Raw genomic sequence first — 19,235 nt, 5'->3', positions numbered from 1 at the left:
AGGTGGGGACATATGGTGACCAAGCAGGACTCGGGGCGGGCTACGATCAGCGAGATCGCGCGCGAGGCCGGAGTGTCCGTGCCAACGGTTTCCAAGGTCCTCAACGGCCATGCCCACGTCGCGGCAGCCACGCGGGCGAAGGTGGAAGAGATCATCGCCAAGCGCGACTACGCCCGCAGGCCTGCCAAGCGCAGCAAGAAAGCCGGGCTCATTGACTTGGTGTTCCCTGGCATGGGCTCGGAGTGGGCGTGCGAAATCATCGAGGGCGTGGAGCGCGTGGCACAGGAAGCCGGCTACGGCACGGTGGTCAGCAGCCTGTCGCTGGATGGCTCGCGCATCCGGCCCTGGCTGGCGAACCTGGCGGAGCGAAAGTCCGACGGCGTATTGCTCGCCGTATACGAACTGGACTCCAAGCAGATCCAGCGGATCAAGTCCCTCGGTATCCCCGTGATCCTCATCGACCCAGTCGGGCAGCCGGGACCGGATCTCATGACAGTGGGTGCCGCCAACTGGGACGGGGCGTTCTCGGCAACCGAGCACTTGTTGAAGCTCGGGCATACGCGGATCGGCATGATCGGTGGGCGTGAGGATCTCCAGTGCAGCGGTGCCCGTGAGGATGGGTATGTGGCGGCGCTGCGCCGTGCAGGACTTGATGTTGATTCTGCGTTGATGGTGCCAGGCGATTTCTCCACAGAGTCCGGAGCCCGGGGGACCGAGGCCCTGCTGGCACTCCCGGAGCGGCCCACAGCGATCTTCACCGGCAACGACGCGCAGGCCCTTGGAGCGTACCGCGCCGCTCGCTCGGCCGGGCTGCGGATCCCCGAGGATCTCTCTATCATCGGCTTTGACGATATCCCCGCCGCGGAATGGATCGAACCCGGCCTCACCACCATCCGCCAGCCAGTAGTCCAGATGGCCGAGACTGCCATGCGTACGCTGCTAAGGCACCTCGAAGGTGACGAGGAATTGCCGCAGCGCATCGAGCTGGGAACGGAACTGGTGGTGAGGGGCTCGACGGCGGCCGCCTCCTAGCGCTGCTTCCTAGTCGCGCCCGCCGTCGGGCAACCCTTCGGCGCGGTGGCGACCCGTCTGTGTGTTGTTCGGGGAGTGGTCCTCGTCCATGGCGTTGGAGCCTTCGCTGATGGAGGAGTGAACCTGAATGTCGTCGTCTTTCTCGCCTGGCTCCGGGACGTGACCGTCGTCCACGGGATCGGAGGTGCCTGCCAGGTCTTCCATTGCGTTTTCGGTGGCCTTGCGGATGCTGTCTTCTACGCCCATCAGAACGACTCCTTTGCACGAATGGTCCGTAGCCGGACCGCGGATTGCATTAGTAAGCATACTTACCTAATCGTGCAGACGAAAGCCTTCACTGGGTTGACAAAATCCTCTTCGCTGTTCATGTATCCGCAGGTCAAGACCGCCCGGGCCGCACTTTGTACCGGTGATCGTTGGACGATAAGGTATTGCCAGACCGTTTTGCAGAGGGCGGCAATATTCGCTCCTTTGCTGTCTGCTGGGGACGCATTTCAGTCAGTAGGAACGTGCATGGTCAACCCCCGCCCTGAGCAGGAAGCTCTCCAGAATGGATACTTTTTGGATCTCGTCCTGGGCAGCGAAGACGTCGAAGCTTTTCTCGGCGATCTCGCGGCTTTCTCCGCCGAAAGCCTCTCTCACCACCAAACGCCCGTCTTCTGCGGGATCACCGTATTGCGTCGCAAGAAGGCTGCCAGCGCAGCCAGCAGCGACGATCGCGCAAAAGCAATGGACGAGCTCCAAAACGACTTTGATGGTCCGTGCCTCACGGCCATGGACAAACTCACCCCAGTGATGGTGCCGGACCTTCTTCGCGAGCACCGTTGGCCCGGGTATGTACAGGCCGCCTCGGACTCCGGCCTCCGATCCATTCTCAGCGTGCCGCTCTTGGTGGAAGGCGATACACGTGCGGCGTTGAACCTCTACTCCGAGCAGCCGGACGCGTTCAACGATGACGACATCGAGCGGGCCGAAGTCTTCGCGTCCCACGCTTCAAAGTCCTTGCGGCTCGCCCTGAAGATCGCGCAACTGAGTGACGCCCGGAACGATCTTGCGGCAGCCATGCAGTCCCGCACTGTGATCGACCTTGCGGTGGGGGCCATCATGGCGCAGAACCACTGCAGCCAGGAAGAGGCCTTCACCATCCTTCGTACGGCTTCGAGTAACCGCAACATCAAGCTCCGGCACCTCGCAAAGTCGATTATTTCCGCTGTCTCGTCCGGGAAGATCACCACGCACTTCGAGGAGTAACCGGATCTACCGCAGCAATGCGCCCTCCCACACCAGCGTCACGGCATTGCGCACGCGGTTCCGTGAAGCTTCCACGGAGGGCGCGTCTGTGCCCCGCGGCCGCACCACGAACTGGTAGTAATACAGTCCGTTGATGAGGTCGATCATCGCCTCCACATCCACGTCCGGCGCGAGCTCACCTGAGCTGATGCCGCGTCGAATCTCCTCAGCAATCGGTTCGCGGCGCCGGGAAACGTGCCGGTTCCAGGACAAGGCGCGGAGGTCATCATTCTCCAGGCCCATGGCGATGCGCTTCTTCACCAGCGCGCCCACGGTGCCATCCACGTCGATTGCCGCTTCCTCGTATGAGGCGAGGATGGTCTCCAGCGTGGTGCTCCCGCGTTTGAGGCCGATGCTGGACCGAACACTGTCCAAGGCCGCGGCCAGGAGCTCCTCGCGACTACTCCAGCGCCGGTACAGTGCGGCGCGGCTTACGCCTGAACGCTCCGTGATGGCCGAAATTGTCACGTCCCGGGTGTCGCGTTCCAGCAGCAGCTCCACCGTGGCTGAGAGGACCGTGGTTTCCAGTGCGGTGTCGCGTGGGCGGCCCGGCCGCCGCTCCGCAACAACAGGTTCCACGGCAACTGCGGCATCAGGCATCGTCGACCACCAGTCGTTCGCGAAGCCTGGCAATGGTCGCCTCCGAAAGACCAGCTTGCCGGATCGGTTCCAGCACACTCCCGTGGCGTTCCACGAGAATCCGCTGCATGGCCTCCATCGATTCCGCATGCGCCCCCATCATGGCGCCCATGCCCTTGATGGCTTCCTCATCCAGGACACGGTCCGGCATGAGCCCGCCCATGATCGCCCGGAGCCGCGGAAACAATTGCGGCAGGCGGGTGGCTGTCACTGCATAGTCCGCGGAGATGGTCTCAGGGGCGGCACCCAGAGCGGAAAGCACGACGGCGGCGAACACTCCCGTGCGGTCCTTACCTGCCGCGCAATGGAAGACGGTTGTGCCCTCGCCCATGGCTACCAGGGTGACGCCGAGAGCCAATTGCCGGGCTTGGGTTTCGAGCAGGTTGGCGTACCAGGCGCCAACATGTGCAGGAGTAGTGGCGGCGGACATCATCTCGTGGCTGATGTCTTCCGGCGAGGAAACCGAGGCGGTCAAAGCGAGGTGGTGATAGTTCACCCCGGGCACCGTCAACGGGCCGCGGCCGGTCATGAGTGCTTCTTCCGGTGAGCGGAGATCGATCACGGAGGTGACGCCGTCGTCGATCATTTGTTGGGCGAAAGCTGCGGGCATCACGGAGACGTCATCGCTGCGGAGCAGCACGCCGGGGCGGACGGTACCACCGGAAACGGGCAGGCCGCCGAGGTCGCGCAGGTTGACGGGAGCGAGATCGAGAGTTTCCAAGAGTGTGTTCCTAGCTGAGCTTCGCACGGATGAACGCGCTGACCCGGTCGATGATGGTGACCAGCACCACGATGCTGATGATGATGGCGCAAAGGTGTCCGTAATCGTACATGCGCATTGCGGTAGTGAGCTCCAAACCGATGCCGCCTGCGCCCACCAACCCAAGGATGGTGGCGCCGCGGACGTTGCCTTCAAACAGGAGCAGTGTGTAGCTGACCAGTAGCGGAGCGGCCTGGGGGAGGACTGCGTAGCTGATGATCTGCCGCTTGTTGGCACCCACCGCGGTGAGCGCTTCCACAGGCCCAGGCTGCACGGATTCCATGGCCTCGGCGTAGACCTTGCCGATGGATCCAATCGAGCCAAGGACGATTGCGAGGATGCCGGCGAACGGACCCAGACCCACTGCGGAAACGAACATGAGAGCGAAAATCAGCTCGGGAATGGAGCGTAGTACATTCAGCACGGCGCGACAGGAGGTGTACACCCAGCGTGGAGCGATGTTGCTGGCCGCGCCGAAGCTCAGCAGCAGCGACGCGAGTGCGCCGAGGACGGTTCCCACCAGGGCCATCTGTAGCGTCTCCACCAGCAGTTTGATGATGATGCCGAATTTGTCGAAGGTGGGCGGGAACAGGCGGCTGAGGAAGTTGCCCATGTTCGGGATGCCGCTGAGGAGCTTTTCGGGATTGAACCCGGCGCCCATTCCGGCCCAGATGAGCACCACCGCAATGATCACCCAGAGCGCGGCGCCGCGTGGAGTTGGGAGGCCGAAGGGGCGGGAAAGGCGGAGGCGGTCAGCTTCAGGGAGGGTGGTGTGGATGGTTTTCTCAGCCGGTTTTTCCGGGGCAGTCTCAGTTTTCGAGGAGCTCAGTGTCTGTTCCATAAATCTGGTGCACCTCCTTTTCGGTGATGTTGGTGGCGGGGCCGGCGAACACGAGCTCGCCTGAGTGAAGCCCGAGGACCCGGTGGGCGTATCGGCGGGCCAGTCCGACGACGTGCAGGCTGACGATGACGGGGATCTGTTCCTCGCGGGCGATCTCGCGGAGTAGCCCGAGGATGTTCCCAGCGAGGCGCGGGTCCAGTGAAGCTACGGGTTCGTCGGCCAGGATTAGCCGCGGTTGCTGCATCAGCGCCCGGGCAATGGCAACACGCTGCTGCTCACCGCCACTGAGGCTCCGGCAAGGCTGCTTTGCCTTATGCGCCAGGCCAACCCGGTCCAGCAGGTCAAGGGCCATGGTCCGTTGGGCCCTGCTGAATGTTCCCAGCACGTTGAGGGGTCCTGCTGAGTGGAGGCCGCCTGTGAGGACGTTCGTCAGGGCGGTCAGGCGTGGCACCAGGTTGAAGTGCTGGAAGACATACCCGACGTCGGATCGCAGCTCCCGCAGGCCCGTTGCGTTCTGCTCGGCTACTGGACGTCCCGCAACTTCCAGAGTGTCGGCGGTGAAAGGTGCAATGCCCGTGAGGGTTTTCATAAGCGTCGACTTGCCGGAGCCGGAGTGGCCTAACAGGGCGACCACCTCTCCTGGGTACACGTCCAGATCAATCCCGGACAGCGCAACTTGCTCGCCGTACTGGACTCTCAGCCGACGCGCCCGAACGGTGGGGGTGGCGCCTAAGGTGGGCGTCCCCGACGAGGTGAGTGCCGTCGTCGTGAGTTCAACAGGCATCAACACGCTCATCGGATGTCCTGGAGGTCCACGCCGATGGACTCCGCCACGTCCACCAGGGGAGCGTAGGTGCTGAACTCCGGATCGGCCGTGGGTTCGCCGGTGATGCCAAAGGTCTTGGAAATCTTCTCGTTGCCGGTCATGAGTGCGGGAAGCTTGGCCTTGAGGGCTTCGCGGGCCTCGTTGTCCAAGTCCTTGCGGACAACAATGGAGATGCCCACCGGGATGGGATCGGACTTGGCGATGACGGTGATTTCGTCCTCTTTGATGACACCCTTCTGGACGAAGGTGGGGTAGAGCTGCCTGGCGGTACAGGCCACGTCAACTTTGCCGTTCGCCAAGGCCAGGACAGCGGAATCATGCGAGCCGGCGAAGGTGCTCTTGTAGTCGGTGCCGTCGGTGAGGCCGGCTTTTGCGAGCAGCGACTTGGGCATGAAGTAACCGGTGGTGGAACCAGGATCGATGAAGGCCACCTGCTTGCCCTTCACATCCGCCGCGGACTGGATGCCGCTGTCCTTCCTGGCGAGGCAGAAGCTGGCGGGTTCCGTGCTGGCGGGCCACACCAGAAGAGGATCCACACTTTCTGTCTTGTACGCGAGGGCCGCAGAGAACTGGCTGAGGACCGCGACGTCCACGGATCCGTTGCGGACAGCTTCCACGACGCCGAGGTAGTCGGCCGGCTGGAGGTTGTTCACGGTTCGGCCGGAAGCTTCACCCACCATGGTGGAAAGTTCGCCCATGAGGGCTTGCTCGTCGGGGTCGTCAGTACCTGGCGGGGTGGCGAAGACCAGCTCTGTTTTTGTGCTGTTGGAGCCGGCTGCGTTCGCGTCGCCGGAGCAGCCAGCGAGGGCGCCGATGGCCAGGAGGCCGATGAATGATGTTGCGATGATGCCTGCACGAGCGTGCATGGTGGTGCCTTCCGTCATGTGTTGGGGTGACGGGAATTACGAAACCAGCAGTATCTGAATCGGAATTACGAGACTGCCGTACTTGAAATGGCGGGAAGGTTAACTGTTTGGGATTGCCCCCGCAGTCCGCCCAGTGACCCCGTTTCGTGACCCGAGGCAACCATGGAGCAGACTTGGACAGGTGACCGCCAAAAAACCACGCCCCGGGCTCGCGATTGCCGCGCTGAGCATCGGGACGGCGCTGAATCCGCTGAACTCGTCCATGATCGCCGTGGCCCTGGTGGTCCTGCGCGAACATTTCGAGCTCGACGTCGCCACCGTCACCTGGGTGATCACCTCGTTCTACCTCGCGTCCGCGGCGGGGCAACCCCTGATGGGCCGGCTCGCTGACCGCTTCGGGCCACGCCGTCTGTTCATGTTCGGCATGGCGCTGGTCGCCGTCACCTGCGCCGTCGCACCGTTCCTCCCCAACTTCGCGCTGGTCTGCGTAGCCCGCGCCCTCATGGCTGTAGGGACCGCGACGGCGTACCCGTCCGCCGTCGTGATGGTCACCGAGCTGAGCCGGCTGGCCAACTTGCCCTCCACACGGCCGTTGGGGCGGATCCAGATGGCGAATACGTCCGCGGCCGCCATTGGCCCCGTAGTGGGCGGGCTCCTGGTGAGCCTGGTGGGATGGCAGGCACTGTTCGCGATCAACGTGCCCATTGCTTTGTTGGCTCTCTTGGTTGTCCGCCAGACCGCGCCCGCAGATACCGGGCGCGAGACCGGCAAACTCGGCCAGCTGATCCGCGATTCCGACATCCCCGGCATCCTGGCGTTCGTCACCTCGCTGATGCTGGCCATGATGGCCCTGCTCAACGTGCTGCCCGGCTACCGCTGGTACCTGCTGGGCGCCGCCACGGTCATCGGCGCGCTGTTCGCTTGGCGCGAGCTGCGTTTCCAGCCGCCGTTCCTGGACCTCCGTTTGCTGGGCCGGAACCGGCCGCTGCTGCTGGTTTATCTGCTGTTTGTGGTGTTCAGCGGCGTCTACTACTTCGCGTTCTTCGGCCTTCCGCAGTTGCTGCAGGAGGCAGGGAATTACGACGCCGGAGTGGTGGGCCTGCTCATGCTTCCCCTTGCGGCGTTGTCGGTTGTGGTGACGCCACTGACCGTTCGGTTCATTGAGCGGTTCGGCGTGCGTCCCGTACTGATCACCGGGGTGTTGATTCTGACGGTGGCGGCGGGAACGCTGGGCTTCCTGACCATGACGTTGTGGGCGCCGCTGGTGTTCGTGCTTACTGCCTTGATGGGTGTTCCGTATGGCGTGGTGAGCACGGCATCGAACCAAGGCCTGTACGTTTCGGCCCGACCCGAAGAGCGGGGAGTGGCTGCAGGGATTTTCCAGACCTGCCGCTACCTTGGGGCCATCACCGCCACTGTGCTGATCGGCGTCTTGTACGGCCCGGGCGTGAACCAGGCGAACTGGGGGATCATGGTTCTGGTGATGCTCGGGCTCAGTGCTGTGGTGCTGGTGCTGGCTGTGATGTGGCGGAAGCCCGCGGTTTAGGGGGAGCGTTGGTTCGATCAGTGGACTTTGACATGGACCTGCACAGGGATGGCGAGAGCTCTTTCGGCCCGGAATCCCTGTCCGCGGGAGCCATGCTGCCGTTCGAAGGACGCACCCTGATGCTGGGGCCGGACGGGTTGCCAGCGGGTGTGCTAGAGGCTGAGCGCGACGGATGGATATCTCCGAACAACCCCCTTCTGGTGCGCGGATTCGTCAAGATCCTGCCGCTCGCATGGAGGGGTGATCCCCGCAGCGGCTACAACCCGGCCGCTTCTTCGAGCGAGATCGCCGCGTTTGCGTCCAGGGTGCAGTCCGCTGGCATGTACTGGGCAGGACCTTGGCGGGTGCTGGATCTGGATGCGCGTAGCTCCGACAGCATCGGCTCATATGCGGCGGCCCTCCGTTCAGCGGGGGCCACTCACGTTGATTGTTGGACGTACTCCGAGGCAGTAGGGCTCGCACTTGTTTGGGCTGGGTCCGAGGAAGCGGGAACCATGTCCTTGGCGTTGCACGTGGTGCCGGCCAGCTGGGTGTCTGAACCTCGCGTCAAAAAGGCGGTGCCCGGCGTCGACGTCAAATGGTCTTGGACTGACGTGATTGACCTGTACGCCACGACGCACCACGGAGCTGCTGGGACGCTGTGAGGTGAGGACCGGCGTCGTTAAGACACGACGGCGTCACGTCCGGCGTCGCTGTTCTGCAATCCACGTGTGATTGACGGTCGCGGCCGCGAAGCGATGCGTTGGGCGAGGCCTGAGAGGAAGTCGTTGCCCTCTGAGCGGTACGTATGTACGGCTGTTGCTTGCTTAAGATACTGAGTGCGCTCATAATTGAGTCAAGTCAGAAATCTAATCATGGGAGAACCCACATGAAAGCCTTCGTCCTCACCCACTACAAAGAACCACTGCAGCAGCGGGACGTCCCCGAGCCTGTTCTCGGAGATCATGACGTTTTGGTCGACGTGAAAGCAGCAGGCCTGAACCAGTTGGACGAGAAGATCAGGCTGGGGGAGTTCAAGCAGATCCTTCCCTACAAGCTGCCGCAGGTCCTGGGCCACGATGTGGCGGGCGTCGTCCTTCAGGTCGGGGCAAAGGTGCGGTCCTTCAAAGCCGGCGACGAAGTGTTTGCGCGCCCCGGTAATGACAGCATTGGCACGTTTGCGGAGCGCATCGCCGTGGCCGAGGGAGACCTGGCCATCAAGCCGGCCACCATCAGCATGGAAGAAGCAGGCTCACTTCCGCTGGTGGCGTTGACCGCGTGGCAGGCGCTGGTGGAAAGGGGCTCCGTGCGGCCTGGCCAGAAGGTGCTCATCCATGCGGGTGCAGGGGGAGTGGGATCCATTGCCATCCAGCTCGCCAAGTACCTGGGTGCCACGGTGGCCACTACCGTCAGCGCCGGGAACAAGGACTTCGTGCGGGAGCTGGGCGCGGACGTGGTGATCGACTACCGGACCGAGGACTTCGCAGAGATTCTTCATGACTATGACCTCGTCCTGGACAGCCTCGGTGGCGAGAACCTTGAGCGCTCCCTCACCGTCCTGAAGAAGGGCGGCAAAGCCATAGGCATCGCTGGTCCTCCGGATGCCGGCTTCGCACGCCAACTGGGCGGAAACCCAGTCCTGCTGGGCGCCATGACCCTGCTCAGCAGCGGCATCCGGCGCAAAGCCCGCCGCTTAGGGGTCAGCTACGAGTTCCTTTTCATGCGCGCTGATGGTGGCCAGTTGAGGGAAATAGCGGCTCTCATCGATGCCGGAGACATCAAGCCCGTAGTGGGGCGGGTAGTCCCGTTTGATCAGACCTCAGAGGTCCTGGCCGCGCTTGATAAGGGCGGCATCCGCGGCAAGACCGTTGTTAGTCACCTCTAGCCACAAACACGCAGACAGGACAAAACTCTTGAGCATTGAACAGCACAACTACTTCCACGCGCCCACCAATACCGTTACAGCTAACGGCATCAGCTATGCATACCGCGAGATGGGGCCCAAAGGTGGGGTTCCGGTAATTTTCCTGATTCACCTTGCCGGGACCATGGACAACTGGGATCCACGCATCATCGAACCCATCGCGGCGAAGCACCACGTGATCACCTTCAGCAACCGCGGAGTCGGCGCCTCCACAGGATCCGTACCGGACAGCATCGAAGCCATGGCTGATGACGCTGCCGCCTTCATTCAGGCCCTTGGCTACTCCACCGTGGATCTCTTTGGATTCTCACTCGGCGGCATGATCGCCCAGTCGCTGGTGCTCAAACACCCCGGCCTCGTCCGGAAACTTGTCCTGGCCGGCACGGGCCCCGCCGGTGGGAAGGGCATTGAAAAGATCATCGGCACCACCTATGTCGATGTCCTCCGGGGAACCCTCACCCGGCAGGACCCCAAAGAGTTCCTCTTCTTCAACCGCAACGCCACCGGCAAACCCGCAGCGAGGGCGTTCATTAATCGACTCAAAGAACGCACCACTAACCAGGAGGCGCCCATCAAGCTCGGCGCATTCCAGACGCAACTGAAAGCCATCCGCAAGTGGGGACTGTCGCCGTCGGCCGATCTTGGCGTGATCACCCAACCGACGCTGATAGCCAACGGCGACAACGATCGAATGGTGCCCTCGGTACTGTCCAGCGACATGCATCGAAGGATTCCCGGCAGCGAGCTGGTCATCTACCCCGACTCCGGGCACGGCGGCATCTTCCAGTTCCACGACAGGTTCATCCCCGTAGCCCTCGAATTCCTGGGCCGCTGATTTGTCGAGCCGCTGATTTGTCGGCCCGCTGATACGGTAGCTAAATGCAGCCTGCGCCCCCAACACTTGGCCGACGTGAGCGGAATAAGCAGGAAAAGCTTGACCGCATCACCGCGGCCGCGCGAGAACTTTTCACCCAGTACGGAGTGGATGAAGTCACCACCCAGCAGGTGGCTGAAAAGGCCGACGTCGGATCGGGAACCTTGTTCCTGTACGCGAAGACCAAGGCGGAGCTGCTGCTGCTGGTGCACAACGCCAAATATGCCCAGGCGCTCGCCGCCGGGGTGGATGCAGCTGCAGCTGAAGTCGCGGTGCTCGACGCGGTGATGGCCATCATTCGTCCCATCATTGAATGTAACCGCGTCCAGATAGAGAACGGCCGCACTTATCTCAGGGAAATCGTCTTCGGTGATCCTGCTGAGCCGCACCATGCAGAGGCTTTGTCGCTCACCATCCAAACCGAGGCGGCAACCGCAGAGGTTTTCAGCCGGGACGAGCATTTGGTGGCCCGCGGGCCGGAGAAGCTGTCACGGATCGTCTCATCCATCATGTTCATCAGCATGACGTCCTCGGCCACCATCGAAATGACAGACGCCCAGGTTGGCGACGAGATCCGGGATCAGATCAGCGTGCTCCTGGGCGCCTGACGTCTTAGCTTTCGCGGTCCTTAGCGCTTGAGGAACTCCTCGTGCTGGCGGTGTGCTTCCTTCACCTGCTCGCGGATGGTCTCCACGTCCTTGGCCTTGTTCCGGTACTTCAGCGGCATCTGCACAATCTGCGCTTCCTCGGCGGTCAAAGCGCGGTAGATGCGCTCGCGTTCGTTGGCATCGGCCGTGTAGTCCAGGTCCAGATAATCGACGGCGTGACGGCGGGCGTTGTTGATTGCTGTTTGTGCCTTGCCGGCCGGGCTGATCAGCGAGAGCACCACGGTGACAATCAGGACGCCGATGATGACGCTCAACGAGAGGCCGGTGGTGATCTCGATGACGTTGACGTGTTCGCCACCGTTGATAAACGGCAGGTTGTTCTCGTGCAGGGCGTGCAGGATCAGCTTGACGCCGATGAATGCCAGGATGGCTGCCAGGCCGTAAGAGAGGTAGATGAGGCGGTCCAGCAGGCCGTCGATCAGGAAGTAGAGCTGGCGCAGACCCATCAATGAGAATGCGGTAGCTGTGAAGACGATGAAGACGTTCTGCGTGAGGCCGAAAATTGCCGGGATGGAGTCCAAGGCGAAGAGGATGTCCGTGCCGCCGATGGCCACCATTACCAGCAGCATGGGAGTGAGGGCCCGCTTGCCGTTGACCACGGTGAAGAGCTTGTCGCCGTCGTACTTATCCGTAGTGTGGAAGAGCTTCTTGGCGAGCCGGATGATGAAGTTGTTGGCCTGACCGTCCCCGTGGTCGCCGGGCTTGAGCAGGTTGCCTGCCGTCAGCAGGAGGATGAGGCCGAAGATGTAGAACACCCAGGCGAACGAGTTGATGAGTGCGGCGCCAAGGAAAATGAAACCGGTGCGGGCGATCAGGGAGAACACGATGCCGAAGAGCAAGACCTTCTGCTGATCTTCACGCGGCACCCGGAAGCTCGCCATGATGATCAGGAACACGAAGAGGTTGTCCACCGAAAGGGCCTTCTCCGTGATGTAACCGGCGAAGTACTCGGACCCCATTTGGCCGCCGCCGAAAATCAGGACGAGGATGCCGAAAACTATCGCGAGTCCCACATAGATGGAGGACCAGATGGCCGCTTCCTTCAGCGAAGGGACGTGGGCCTTCCGGATGTGGAAGAAGTAATCAAAGGCCAAGAGCGCCAGAATGACGACGATGGTGATGCCCCAGATGAGGGGAGAGACGGTCATGTGATCCTACTTTCGTGAGGCGCGCGATTGGTGTTGCTCACCGAGGGTCAAACTCGTGGGTTTAAATTTACCGGGATTGGCGGGGTTGTTGGTAACTCGACTGCCATGGGAAAGTACTTGACAACTTGGAAAGTACTTTCTTAGGGTGGGGGTATCGATCCGCACAAACTTTGGGGGACACCATGAACGAGACCACCGGCAAGATGTCAGCAGCCGAAGCACAGGAACTCCTTGCACGGGCGGATTCACTGGGCGCCTCCTCCATCAACGCGGCAGCTTGGCCGGTGGCTGTCACGTTCACCAGCCTCGCGATTATTGGTTCCCTGCTGATGATCGGGATGCACATTGTTTTGGTTGGCGGCTACGGCGCGGCGCTGTTGGCCTGTTCCGTGGGAGCCTGGGGCGCAATTACCGCAAGCATCTGGCCAATGTTCCAACGGTCCACCAAAGCGGGTTTCACCAAGCGCTTCCTGACATCTCTTCTGGGGTACTTCGCGCTCTATGTGGTGGCCCTCTTCTGCGGCGCGTATTTCTTCCGGGACGGCAACCTCTGGTTCTTTATTCCGGCTGCGATCGCCCTGGCTGCCGTTGGCCTTGCGGCCGCGTTCCGCGAGCTGCGCGCATGAGCACGCCGGCGGAACACCCGCGGCACCAGCTCAACGAGGTAGTGCACTCGCCGGTCCGGTTCTCCATCATGGCCGCCCTTTCCAAAGCTGAGTCATTGGATTTCAAGGACCTGAGGGACGCGATTCAGGTGAGTGACTCGGTGTTGAGCAAGCAGCTCTCGATTCTGGAGAAGGCCGAGTTCGTAAAGATTAAGAAGAGTTTCGCCGGGAAGATGCCTCGGACCTCGGCCAGCCTGACGGGTACCGGGCGGGACGTGTGGGCGGCGCACTTGCAGACGCTCCGGGACATCGCGGGCGGCTAGGTCCTTCGGTCCCGGCTAAATTCCTGCCTCGCGGAGTTTCTGCTTAAGCCACTCCGGCTGCCGGTGCTCATCTCGCGGATACTTCAGCTGATCCCTGACATACACGGCGGGAGCCACTGGGAAATCCCATTCTGGCTCGTGATCGAAGTTGTAGTTGGCGGTAGGGTTCCCAGATGCCGTGACAACGAAGTGAACTCCGAACCATGTGCCGGAACCAACCCGGTAGGACGCCTCTCGGAGAGCCTTAATGGCCCGCGATACCTCAGAGGTTCCGCCGTGATCATTGAAGGACCCATTCTGTGAGGAGAACCGGCCGTTCGGGTTGAATATGTAAAAATGCTGCTCGTTGGTGGACGTGGTCACGCTGGCAGTGAGTTCTATTCGTTCATCGCCCGGCCCAAGCAATCCGTGAAGTAGAACGCCCAACCTGTCGAATGCCTCCTGCTCTTGGAGGAGTCCGTTGTGCTGATTACCTAGGTTGCTAGAGTCGGTGTTCCGCATGTGGTTCCTAACTGCCGAACGCTCGTTCGGGATGCCATTGTTGACGGCTCTGAATGCGGCTTCGTATTTTTGGACAGCGTCCAAGGTCCAGTCCTTGAGGACCGCCAGGGTGCCGTTCGGTAGGTGGCGCAGTTCGACTAGTGGGTCTTCCGGGAAGACGTAGCCGCTGTCGTTAGCGAAATAGGTGACAACCCCAACTGGTGGGTACCAGATGGGCTGGTCTCGGTTGTTCCTGGTTATTGCGGAGCTGAAGAGGCCACCCCTCTCAGGGAGCCATAGATCGAAGAGCTCAACCAAGCAGGCTACGAAGGTTTCCCGACTCGGAATCATCGCCTGCTTGAAGGTGAGCTTGAGGGAGTTGTGGGAGGGGGCGTCACTCGCTCCGTCAGCAATCGATGCATGAAAGGGGCTCACACTGCGGTCGGTCCCGTTTAGAAAAGAGACTAACTGAACGAAGTAACCAGAGCCTTCATAGAACTTGCCCGCATCATCCTTGCGGGCCCCGGATTCCACTAGTGACGTTGCTTCGTCAATGTTTCGGGGTAGGAAGTCGCCTCCCGCGGTGGCCGGAGCGGCTCTGGTGACCGTGATCCATTCCATAGGCCTTGGATCGAGCCGCTCCAGTACCGAAACGCTGGCAAGGATTGTCGCAGCAATCTCATGTGCCGAGTCGGCCCTTACACCCAATTGGAGCCTGAGATTCAGCGTACCCAAAGCTGGATCAAAGATTGTGTGGCCGTCTTCTTTCACAGTGTCGCCCTTCTCTGATCAGTCTCCCTGGTGGAAGCATATTTCTACCCGGTCCCGTCAGCTCTGCGGGGGATACCGTCGTTGACAGCCCTGAAGGCCTCGCCGTACGCGAGGACGGCATCCAAGGACCACTCCTTGAGCACGGCCAGCACCCCATGTGGCAGAGGGCGCAACTCTACGAGTTCGTTGTCGGGTAGCACGTAGCGGCTGTCTGCCGCTGAGTACGTCAGAGCGCCGACTGGCGGGTACCAGATTTGTTCCCCGCGTCTTCGTCGGCTGACTTCGTAGCCGAAGATGCCGCCGTGTGTGGGTCTCCAGACCCCCACCAATGACGCAAAGGTCTCGACGATGGCGTCTTTACCCTGCACCTGCGCTTTCTCAAAGGTCAATGAGAACGAATCGCTGGAGGATCCGTGGTGCGCTCCATCGCTAATGGCAGCGTGAAACGGGCTTGTACGTCGTTCCGTCCCTTTGACGTATGAGATGAGCTGCACGAAATAGCCCCAACTTGGGTGAAAGCTCCCGGCATCGTCCTTTCGGGCACCGGCTACAACAAGTTCGACGAGCTCCTCGACGGTGCGTCCTAAAGTGTCGGATCCTGCGATCTGCCCAGCAGTTTGGGGAATTCCAACCCACTCCATCGGGCGTGTATCAAGCTGCTCGAGAATCGGAAGCGTCGCTAGAATCCTCGCCGCCACATCCCGAGGTGCCGCTTCCCGCCCGCCCAACTGCACGTCGAGATCTATATCGTCCAACGCGGAATCGAAGAGACCCGTTGCAGGTGTTCCGACCAAATTGCTATGGTGCACAGCCACCCCCTACCGACGCGAACTCCGTGGTCCATGGCGCTCATAGATGATTCAGTTTCAAGACCTGGGCTTCTTTTAACGCGGCGGCAGGGCCTGGAGGGTGACAAGACTTCCGACTGGCTGTAGTTGGCCTAACACCGCTGACCGGTCTCGGTCGTCTATGCTCCGAACAGCTTCTTGCTGATTTTGGCGAAGACACCCGGTTCATCCGAAGAGTCGATGACTGCAGGATCCTTGGAAAAATCCGTACCATAGTCGGTAACTGGTAGGCGCATGTTGTTCCAGTCAACGGTACCCTGCTCCCGGTTGTATAGCGGAGGTGACATGTGGGCGGCTTCAAGAATGGACCGCATCCAAGAGGGGATGTTTTCTAACGTCCGCGGAAATGCCAGTAACTCGGATGAGATGACTTCCGCTGTTCCTTTGCGTCCTGAAGTTTCCGTTGGCGGTTGAACTTCTTCATCAAAGACTTGAATAGAACCGGAAGCTGCAGGGAAAAGATGCACTTGAGCGGTCACCCAGCTTCCGATTCCCGGCTGGTAAGCATCCTTTTTTAGCTCTTTTAACCACATCAGTTCAGATCGACGAATACGCTGGTTTGTAGTAAACATCCATTCGTCAGCCCTACGTACGTCAACGTACCGGTGCGAATAACCAGCGAAGATATATTGGGTAATTAGCACTTCGTCCACATCAGTAAAGTCACCGTCTAAACCCATGCATGCCTTCTGAAGATTCACCAGACCTTCTTGTACTTTGTTGCTGTTGGTCGAGTTGCTGAAGTCAGGCACTTAGATATCTCCCTGAACGAGGTTGTCGAATTCTGCGGACTCCGCTCGCCCACCAGTGAATCTGTAGTCGACAGCCAGCGAGCTTGGAAGCCCTGGCTTGGGACCCGGGACGGCTTCTACTTCCATATGCAAGTCTATGGGTTGCCCAGAGATGACGCGTTCTTGGGCCTGGGTGAAGAGATTTCTCTCGAGTTGGTAGAAGGCCAAGGCGTTGGCATCACTGTTCGGATTGCCGTGCCCTCTGTTCTGGAACATGTGCTGAGCGAGTAGATTGGCGCTCTCACCTGGACCGCCAAAAAGTGACGCGATCAGGTGTCCGCCATCATATGCAGAACCGCCAACCTTCCTGCCCGCTAACAGTTGCTGCCAGGCATTGCGATTCATATCACCCTTGAGCGTTCCAGTGATATGCGCCGCAATGTATTTTGGCTTAGCGAAATCGTCGGTGATGAGCGTGAACGTGTTTTGCAGTCCGCCGTCGACTTGGGCGACTACGTTATAGGTGACGTTGGGCATTGGTTTGTTCAGTTCAGGGGACCAAGCGCCCTTTACCCCTGCGTATGTATCTATGCGAGTGACTGTGCCGGTGTCATCGGTGTAGTACTTCTCTACGGTGTTTTCCTTCAGTTCACCCGCGCTGTCTTTCATCAGGCCGCGACCTTCGATGATGTACTCAGTGTTTGGTTCAAGAGTGGTACGCGCTGCGAAGTTCTCCTTGGGGTGGACCGGGAAGGCGCTGTTGCCGTGCCGATACACCACGGTGTTGGTAACGTTGTCCGGCTTTGGGAAACGTTCGGCCATGGTCGTGGCAGCGGCTGGAGGTACCGACGTGTCGCTCGGAGAGGCCTTGGGCGGCGTGACGGCTGGTGGATTGTTCTGGCGGATACCGGCGGCGGTGGTGTCGAGTTTGTCGGGAAAGCCGGTGTCGATGCTGGTGCGGGCCATGACGCCACTGGGGTGCGGGATGAACGGACCCGAAATGGTTGCCTCTGCTGCGCGGATTCCGTCGGCGAGGCGTTCAAGCTCGTTGGCCGCCGCATGTTTGGCGGTGGTGATTGTTTCTAGGGTTGCCGCTTTTGCACTGCTTACCGCGGTCCAGGCCGCGTGGCGGGCCTGGGCTGCGGTGTTGATGACCTTGGCCGTGGTGTTTGGCATAAGGATGTCAGAGATCTTCAGGGTGAGTGAGCCGGGTTTGGCCAGGAACACTCCGGTGGTGTTGAGGCCATTCGCGGTGGTGCCGAGCATGGCCGAGAGATTCCCGAGGCCTGTTCTCTGCACGGTGGCAACGCTTAGACGTTCGGCCAGGGACCCGGCTTTGCTGGCCAATACCCCGGATTTTACGGCCGCACCGGCACCGTAGGAAGCGGCGATGCTGGCGATGTTAAAGCTCGTCGCGCCGGCTGCCCAGTTGGCGTTGGTGTCGGCCTCATCGGCGTGGATGAACGCAGGCCCCATGGATCCGAACAGGTCCAAAGCCTTTTGGACGTCCGGGGCTTCGCGTTGTTTGCGGGGCTCGTCCCAGAGGGATAGGGGCGTCATGGCCAGTGTGCCGAGCGCTCCCACGGTGGCGCCCATACCGGCCCATGCCTGTTGTTCCTTGAGGTCATTGCCGCTCAAGCCGGAGATTGTCAGGACGCCGTCGACGAGTTCGATGGCTCCGGCCCCGAAACCCTGCAGCAGTCCCAACGTCCCGTTCGGGCGGTAAGGGACTGTTGCTTTGCCCCAGGGTTGCTCATCCTGTGGGTGTTCTACGCCTAAAAATGTCCCGGCGTTCCAGAGGGCGTCGTCCAGCCAGTGTCCGGATTTCAAGTCAGGGCCGGAGGGGCGGGTGGCGGAGTATGTTTCCCCGCCGGAGACAGACGACAGCGCGCCCGCGCACTCGTTCTGTGCCGTGAGATAGTCGTCATGAATGGCTTTGACTTCGGCGGCGAGCGTGTCATGTCGGGCGGTCAGATCGGCTTCCCCGGACCAATGCTGATCCACACGTTTGGTGATCACTTGGTCTTTGGTCACGGTGACTTTTTCCACCGATGTGGGAAAGGCGCCGATGTCAGCGTTCAGTGCATGAACCTTCCGGGCGTAGGCCTCGAGGCGCAGCTTCAAGTCCCGGCATGTGGAGGAAAAAGTCGCCAAGGCGGCAGAGGTCGAAACAGCCGTGCCCTGCACGCGCTGGGCTGAGGGCATGATGGTCCCGAACGCGGCGAGCACAGTGGGAGACTCATCCGAGGAATACGAGGACGACAAACCACGCCATACCGCCGTCGAGGTCGCTACCCCGGAGAGGAACTCATCGGCGTGCTGCCTCAGCGACTTTGCCGCAGCGTCCAGGGCATCAACGTCGGGCAGTGCGAACCCGCCGGTGGGATTCAACCCGCAGGGGCCAACATCCGAACTATTCGACATGTTCTTAGTCCCTTAAGATTTTCGCGGGGCCGCCATGTGGCGCAGCCACGGCGTGTTGATCTACCTGGCCAGCGCTGCGCTGTGCCGCAGTGGCCATGGTCAGGTCACCTTGTTGGTAGAAGTTCAGCGCTTGGGCGGTGGAAGTGATGACGTTTTCCGAGCGGCTAACCACCTCATTGGCTGACGGTGTAAGTCCGAGGACCACTACATCATTGAGCGCTGCGAGGACCACAGCCGCGTCTGCCGGTAGCGCGGCCGCGGCCTGTTCCAACGCCTTGCCCATGCCTTCAAGACAGGGCTGGATACCCTCGACCTGTGCCGCCGTTGCTTTGATGGTGGACGACGCGGCGGCCATGTCTATGTTCCAAACTGCCATACCAGTCACCTGCCTCTAGAGACCGGCGGGTTAGCCGATGCTCTGCACGGCGTTGCGGGCAGAGGTAGCGGCGGTGGTGGCGGTGTCGTCGTTGGTGCCCAGGGTGGTCTGGACCAGGGCGATGATGGCTTTGACTTCGTCCGCCGCTGAGGTCCAGCGGGTTTCGACTGCCTGGTATTCGGTGTCGATGCCGTCGGCGCGGAAGTCGGCCATGGCCTGGTTGACGTCGGTTTGGCGGGCGGCGATGAGGGTTTCGAGGTGCGCGGCGAGGGCTTGGATGTCGG

22 protein-coding genes are annotated in these 19,235 nt (G+C 61.1%); 9 read left to right on the top strand and 13 right to left on the bottom strand.

Going from position 1 to position 19,235, the window contains the following annotated elements:
* Nucleotides 1–12: 12 nt before the first annotated feature.
* Nucleotides 13–1,032 (top strand): LacI family DNA-binding transcriptional regulator, encoded by a 1,020-nt coding sequence (locus tag ACIQH5_RS20175; protein WP_400406943.1) that lies wholly within the window; start codon nucleotides 13–15, stop codon nucleotides 1,030–1,032.
* 9 nt (nucleotides 1,033–1,041) lie between these two features.
* Here ACIQH5_RS20175 and ACIQH5_RS20170 read toward each other — a convergent pair whose 3' ends face one another.
* On the bottom strand, nucleotides 1,042–1,278 hold the full coding sequence (locus tag ACIQH5_RS20170) for a hypothetical protein (protein ID WP_400406940.1): 237 nt from the start codon (nucleotides 1,276–1,278) through the stop codon (nucleotides 1,042–1,044).
* A 267-nt stretch (nucleotides 1,279–1,545) separates the two neighbouring features.
* Here ACIQH5_RS20170 and ACIQH5_RS20165 point away from each other — a divergent pair, with 267 nt between their 5' ends.
* Entirely contained in the window at nucleotides 1,546–2,283 is a 738-nt protein-coding gene (locus tag ACIQH5_RS20165) for an ANTAR domain-containing protein (RefSeq protein WP_400406937.1), read from the top strand.
* A 6-nt stretch (nucleotides 2,284–2,289) separates the two neighbouring features.
* Here the strand turns inward: ACIQH5_RS20165 and ACIQH5_RS20160 are convergent, their stop codons facing one another.
* Genes ACIQH5_RS20160 through phnD form a run of 5 tightly spaced genes read right to left on the bottom strand, consistent with a single transcriptional unit; the run spans nucleotide 2,290 to nucleotide 6,254 of the window.
* Entirely contained in the window at nucleotides 2,290–2,922 is a 633-nt protein-coding gene (locus tag ACIQH5_RS20160; protein ID WP_400406934.1) for a TetR/AcrR family transcriptional regulator, read from the bottom strand.
* On the bottom strand, nucleotides 2,915–3,682 hold the full coding sequence (locus ACIQH5_RS20155; RefSeq protein WP_400406931.1) for a tyrosine-protein phosphatase: 768 nt from the start codon (nucleotides 3,680–3,682) through the stop codon (nucleotides 2,915–2,917). The genes ACIQH5_RS20160 and ACIQH5_RS20155 overlap by 8 nt, the downstream gene beginning before the upstream one ends.
* A gap of 10 nt (nucleotides 3,683–3,692) precedes the next feature.
* The gene (gene phnE, locus ACIQH5_RS20150; RefSeq protein WP_400406927.1) at nucleotides 3,693–4,562 is read right to left on the bottom strand and encodes a phosphonate ABC transporter, permease protein PhnE; all 870 of its coding nucleotides are present in this window, start codon (nucleotides 4,560–4,562) and stop codon (nucleotides 3,693–3,695) included.
* Nucleotides 4,531–5,346, bottom strand: coding sequence for a phosphonate ABC transporter ATP-binding protein (gene phnC, locus ACIQH5_RS20145; protein ID WP_400406925.1), 816 nt, complete (start codon nucleotides 5,344–5,346; stop codon nucleotides 4,531–4,533). Before phnC ends, phnE begins: the two co-directional genes overlap by 32 nt.
* An 8-nt stretch (nucleotides 5,347–5,354) precedes the next feature.
* On the bottom strand, nucleotides 5,355–6,254 hold the full coding sequence (gene phnD / locus ACIQH5_RS20140; protein WP_400406922.1) for a phosphate/phosphite/phosphonate ABC transporter substrate-binding protein: 900 nt from the start codon (nucleotides 6,252–6,254) through the stop codon (nucleotides 5,355–5,357).
* 181 nt (nucleotides 6,255–6,435) lie between these two features.
* Here phnD and ACIQH5_RS20135 point away from each other — a divergent pair, with 181 nt between their 5' ends.
* From ACIQH5_RS20135 to ACIQH5_RS20115, 5 genes are all read left to right on the top strand, one after another.
* Nucleotides 6,436–7,800: an MFS transporter gene (locus tag ACIQH5_RS20135; RefSeq protein ID WP_400406919.1), complete on the top strand. Its 1,365-nt coding sequence runs from the start codon at nucleotides 6,436–6,438 to the stop codon at nucleotides 7,798–7,800.
* A 32-nt stretch (nucleotides 7,801–7,832) separates the two neighbouring features.
* Entirely contained in the window at nucleotides 7,833–8,444 is a 612-nt protein-coding gene (locus ACIQH5_RS20130) for a hypothetical protein (protein WP_400406916.1), read from the top strand.
* 224 nt (nucleotides 8,445–8,668) lie between these two features.
* Nucleotides 8,669–9,664 carry an NADP-dependent oxidoreductase gene (locus tag ACIQH5_RS20125; protein WP_400406913.1) on the top strand — a complete coding sequence of 332 codons (996 nt, stop codon included), beginning with the start codon at nucleotides 8,669–8,671 and terminating at the stop codon, nucleotides 9,662–9,664.
* A 28-nt stretch (nucleotides 9,665–9,692) separates the two neighbouring features.
* Entirely contained in the window at nucleotides 9,693–10,538 is an 846-nt protein-coding gene (locus ACIQH5_RS20120; RefSeq protein WP_400406910.1) for an alpha/beta fold hydrolase, read from the top strand.
* A 44-nt stretch (nucleotides 10,539–10,582) separates the two neighbouring features.
* A complete protein-coding gene (locus ACIQH5_RS20115) occupies nucleotides 10,583–11,185 on the top strand; it encodes a helix-turn-helix domain-containing protein (RefSeq protein WP_400406907.1) in 603 nt (200 codons plus the stop codon).
* A 20-nt stretch (nucleotides 11,186–11,205) separates the two neighbouring features.
* Here ACIQH5_RS20115 and ACIQH5_RS20110 read toward each other — a convergent pair whose 3' ends face one another.
* A complete protein-coding gene (locus tag ACIQH5_RS20110; RefSeq protein WP_400406904.1) occupies nucleotides 11,206–12,393 on the bottom strand; it encodes a TerC family protein in 1,188 nt (395 codons plus the stop codon).
* Nucleotides 12,394–12,575: 182 nt separating this feature from the next.
* On the opposite strand from ACIQH5_RS20110, the gene ACIQH5_RS20105 reads away from it, so the two are divergent.
* Together ACIQH5_RS20105 and ACIQH5_RS20100 are read left to right on the top strand one after the other, a co-directional pair.
* Entirely contained in the window at nucleotides 12,576–13,019 is a 444-nt protein-coding gene (locus ACIQH5_RS20105) for a hypothetical protein (protein WP_400406901.1), read from the top strand.
* Nucleotides 13,016–13,321 (top strand): winged helix-turn-helix domain-containing protein, encoded by a 306-nt coding sequence (locus ACIQH5_RS20100; protein WP_400406898.1) that lies wholly within the window; start codon nucleotides 13,016–13,018, stop codon nucleotides 13,319–13,321. The genes ACIQH5_RS20105 and ACIQH5_RS20100 overlap by 4 nt, the downstream gene beginning before the upstream one ends.
* 15 nt (nucleotides 13,322–13,336) lie before the next feature.
* Here the strand turns inward: ACIQH5_RS20100 and ACIQH5_RS20095 are convergent, their stop codons facing one another.
* The 6 genes from ACIQH5_RS20095 to ACIQH5_RS20070 all read right to left on the bottom strand — a co-directional run.
* On the bottom strand, nucleotides 13,337–14,572 hold the full coding sequence (locus tag ACIQH5_RS20095) for a hypothetical protein (protein WP_400406895.1): 1,236 nt from the start codon (nucleotides 14,570–14,572) through the stop codon (nucleotides 13,337–13,339).
* Between the two features lie 44 nt (nucleotides 14,573–14,616).
* A complete protein-coding gene (locus ACIQH5_RS20090) occupies nucleotides 14,617–14,961 on the bottom strand; it encodes a hypothetical protein (RefSeq protein WP_400406893.1) in 345 nt (114 codons plus the stop codon).
* Nucleotides 14,962–15,539: 578 nt separating this feature from the next.
* Complete coding sequence (locus ACIQH5_RS20085) at nucleotides 15,540–16,172, bottom strand: hypothetical protein (RefSeq protein WP_400406891.1); 633 nt, start codon at nucleotides 16,170–16,172, stop codon at nucleotides 15,540–15,542.
* Nucleotides 16,173–18,575, bottom strand: coding sequence for a DNA/RNA non-specific endonuclease (locus ACIQH5_RS20080; protein WP_400406890.1), 2,403 nt, complete (start codon nucleotides 18,573–18,575; stop codon nucleotides 16,173–16,175).
* 4 nt (nucleotides 18,576–18,579) lie between these two features.
* The gene (locus ACIQH5_RS20075) at nucleotides 18,580–18,951 is read right to left on the bottom strand and encodes a DUF6507 family protein (RefSeq protein ID WP_400406888.1); all 372 of its coding nucleotides are present in this window, start codon (nucleotides 18,949–18,951) and stop codon (nucleotides 18,580–18,582) included.
* 30 nt (nucleotides 18,952–18,981) lie between these two features.
* On the bottom strand, nucleotides 18,982–19,235 hold a 254-nt coding region (locus ACIQH5_RS20070; protein ID WP_400406885.1), incomplete at its 5' end, for a pore-forming ESAT-6 family protein.

It is taken from the genome of Paenarthrobacter sp. NPDC091711, from assembly GCF_044756605.1.
Classification (GTDB): Bacteria; Actinomycetota; Actinomycetes; order Actinomycetales; family Micrococcaceae; genus Arthrobacter.
Note: the sequence above shows the minus strand (reverse complement) of the source record. Positions and strands in the feature narration are given on the sequence as shown.

Bases quoted from the DNA above. Each gene is read 5' to 3' on its own strand.
- ACIQH5_RS20130 (WP_400406916.1), top strand. From the start codon at position 7,833: ATGGACCTGCACAGGGATGGCGAGAGCTCTTTCGGCCCGGAATCCCTG.
- phnC (WP_400406925.1), bottom strand. From the start codon at position 5,346: ATGCCTGTTGAACTCACGACGACGGCACTCACCTCGTCGGGGACGCCC.
- phnE (WP_400406927.1), bottom strand. From the start codon at position 4,562: ATGGAACAGACACTGAGCTCCTCGAAAACTGAGACTGCCCCGGAAAAA.
- phnD (WP_400406922.1), bottom strand. From the start codon at position 6,254: ATGCACGCTCGTGCAGGCATCATCGCAACATCATTCATCGGCCTCCTG.
- ACIQH5_RS20165 (WP_400406937.1), top strand. From the start codon at position 1,546: ATGGTCAACCCCCGCCCTGAGCAGGAAGCTCTCCAGAATGGATACTTT.
- ACIQH5_RS20160 (WP_400406934.1), bottom strand. From the start codon at position 2,922: ATGCCTGATGCCGCAGTTGCCGTGGAACCTGTTGTTGCGGAGCGGCGG.
- ACIQH5_RS20080 (WP_400406890.1), bottom strand. From the start codon at position 18,575: ATGTCGAATAGTTCGGATGTTGGCCCCTGCGGGTTGAATCCCACCGGC.
- ACIQH5_RS20115 (WP_400406907.1), top strand. From the start codon at position 10,583: ATGCAGCCTGCGCCCCCAACACTTGGCCGACGTGAGCGGAATAAGCAG.
- ACIQH5_RS20170 (WP_400406940.1), bottom strand. From the start codon at position 1,278: ATGGGCGTAGAAGACAGCATCCGCAAGGCCACCGAAAACGCAATGGAA.
- ACIQH5_RS20175 (WP_400406943.1), top strand. From the start codon at position 13: ATGGTGACCAAGCAGGACTCGGGGCGGGCTACGATCAGCGAGATCGCG.
- ACIQH5_RS20075 (WP_400406888.1), bottom strand. From the start codon at position 18,951: ATGGCAGTTTGGAACATAGACATGGCCGCCGCGTCGTCCACCATCAAA.
- ACIQH5_RS20105 (WP_400406901.1), top strand. From the start codon at position 12,576: ATGAACGAGACCACCGGCAAGATGTCAGCAGCCGAAGCACAGGAACTC.
- ACIQH5_RS20110 (WP_400406904.1), bottom strand. From the start codon at position 12,393: ATGACCGTCTCTCCCCTCATCTGGGGCATCACCATCGTCGTCATTCTG.
- ACIQH5_RS20100 (WP_400406898.1), top strand. From the start codon at position 13,016: ATGAGCACGCCGGCGGAACACCCGCGGCACCAGCTCAACGAGGTAGTG.
- ACIQH5_RS20125 (WP_400406913.1), top strand. From the start codon at position 8,669: ATGAAAGCCTTCGTCCTCACCCACTACAAAGAACCACTGCAGCAGCGG.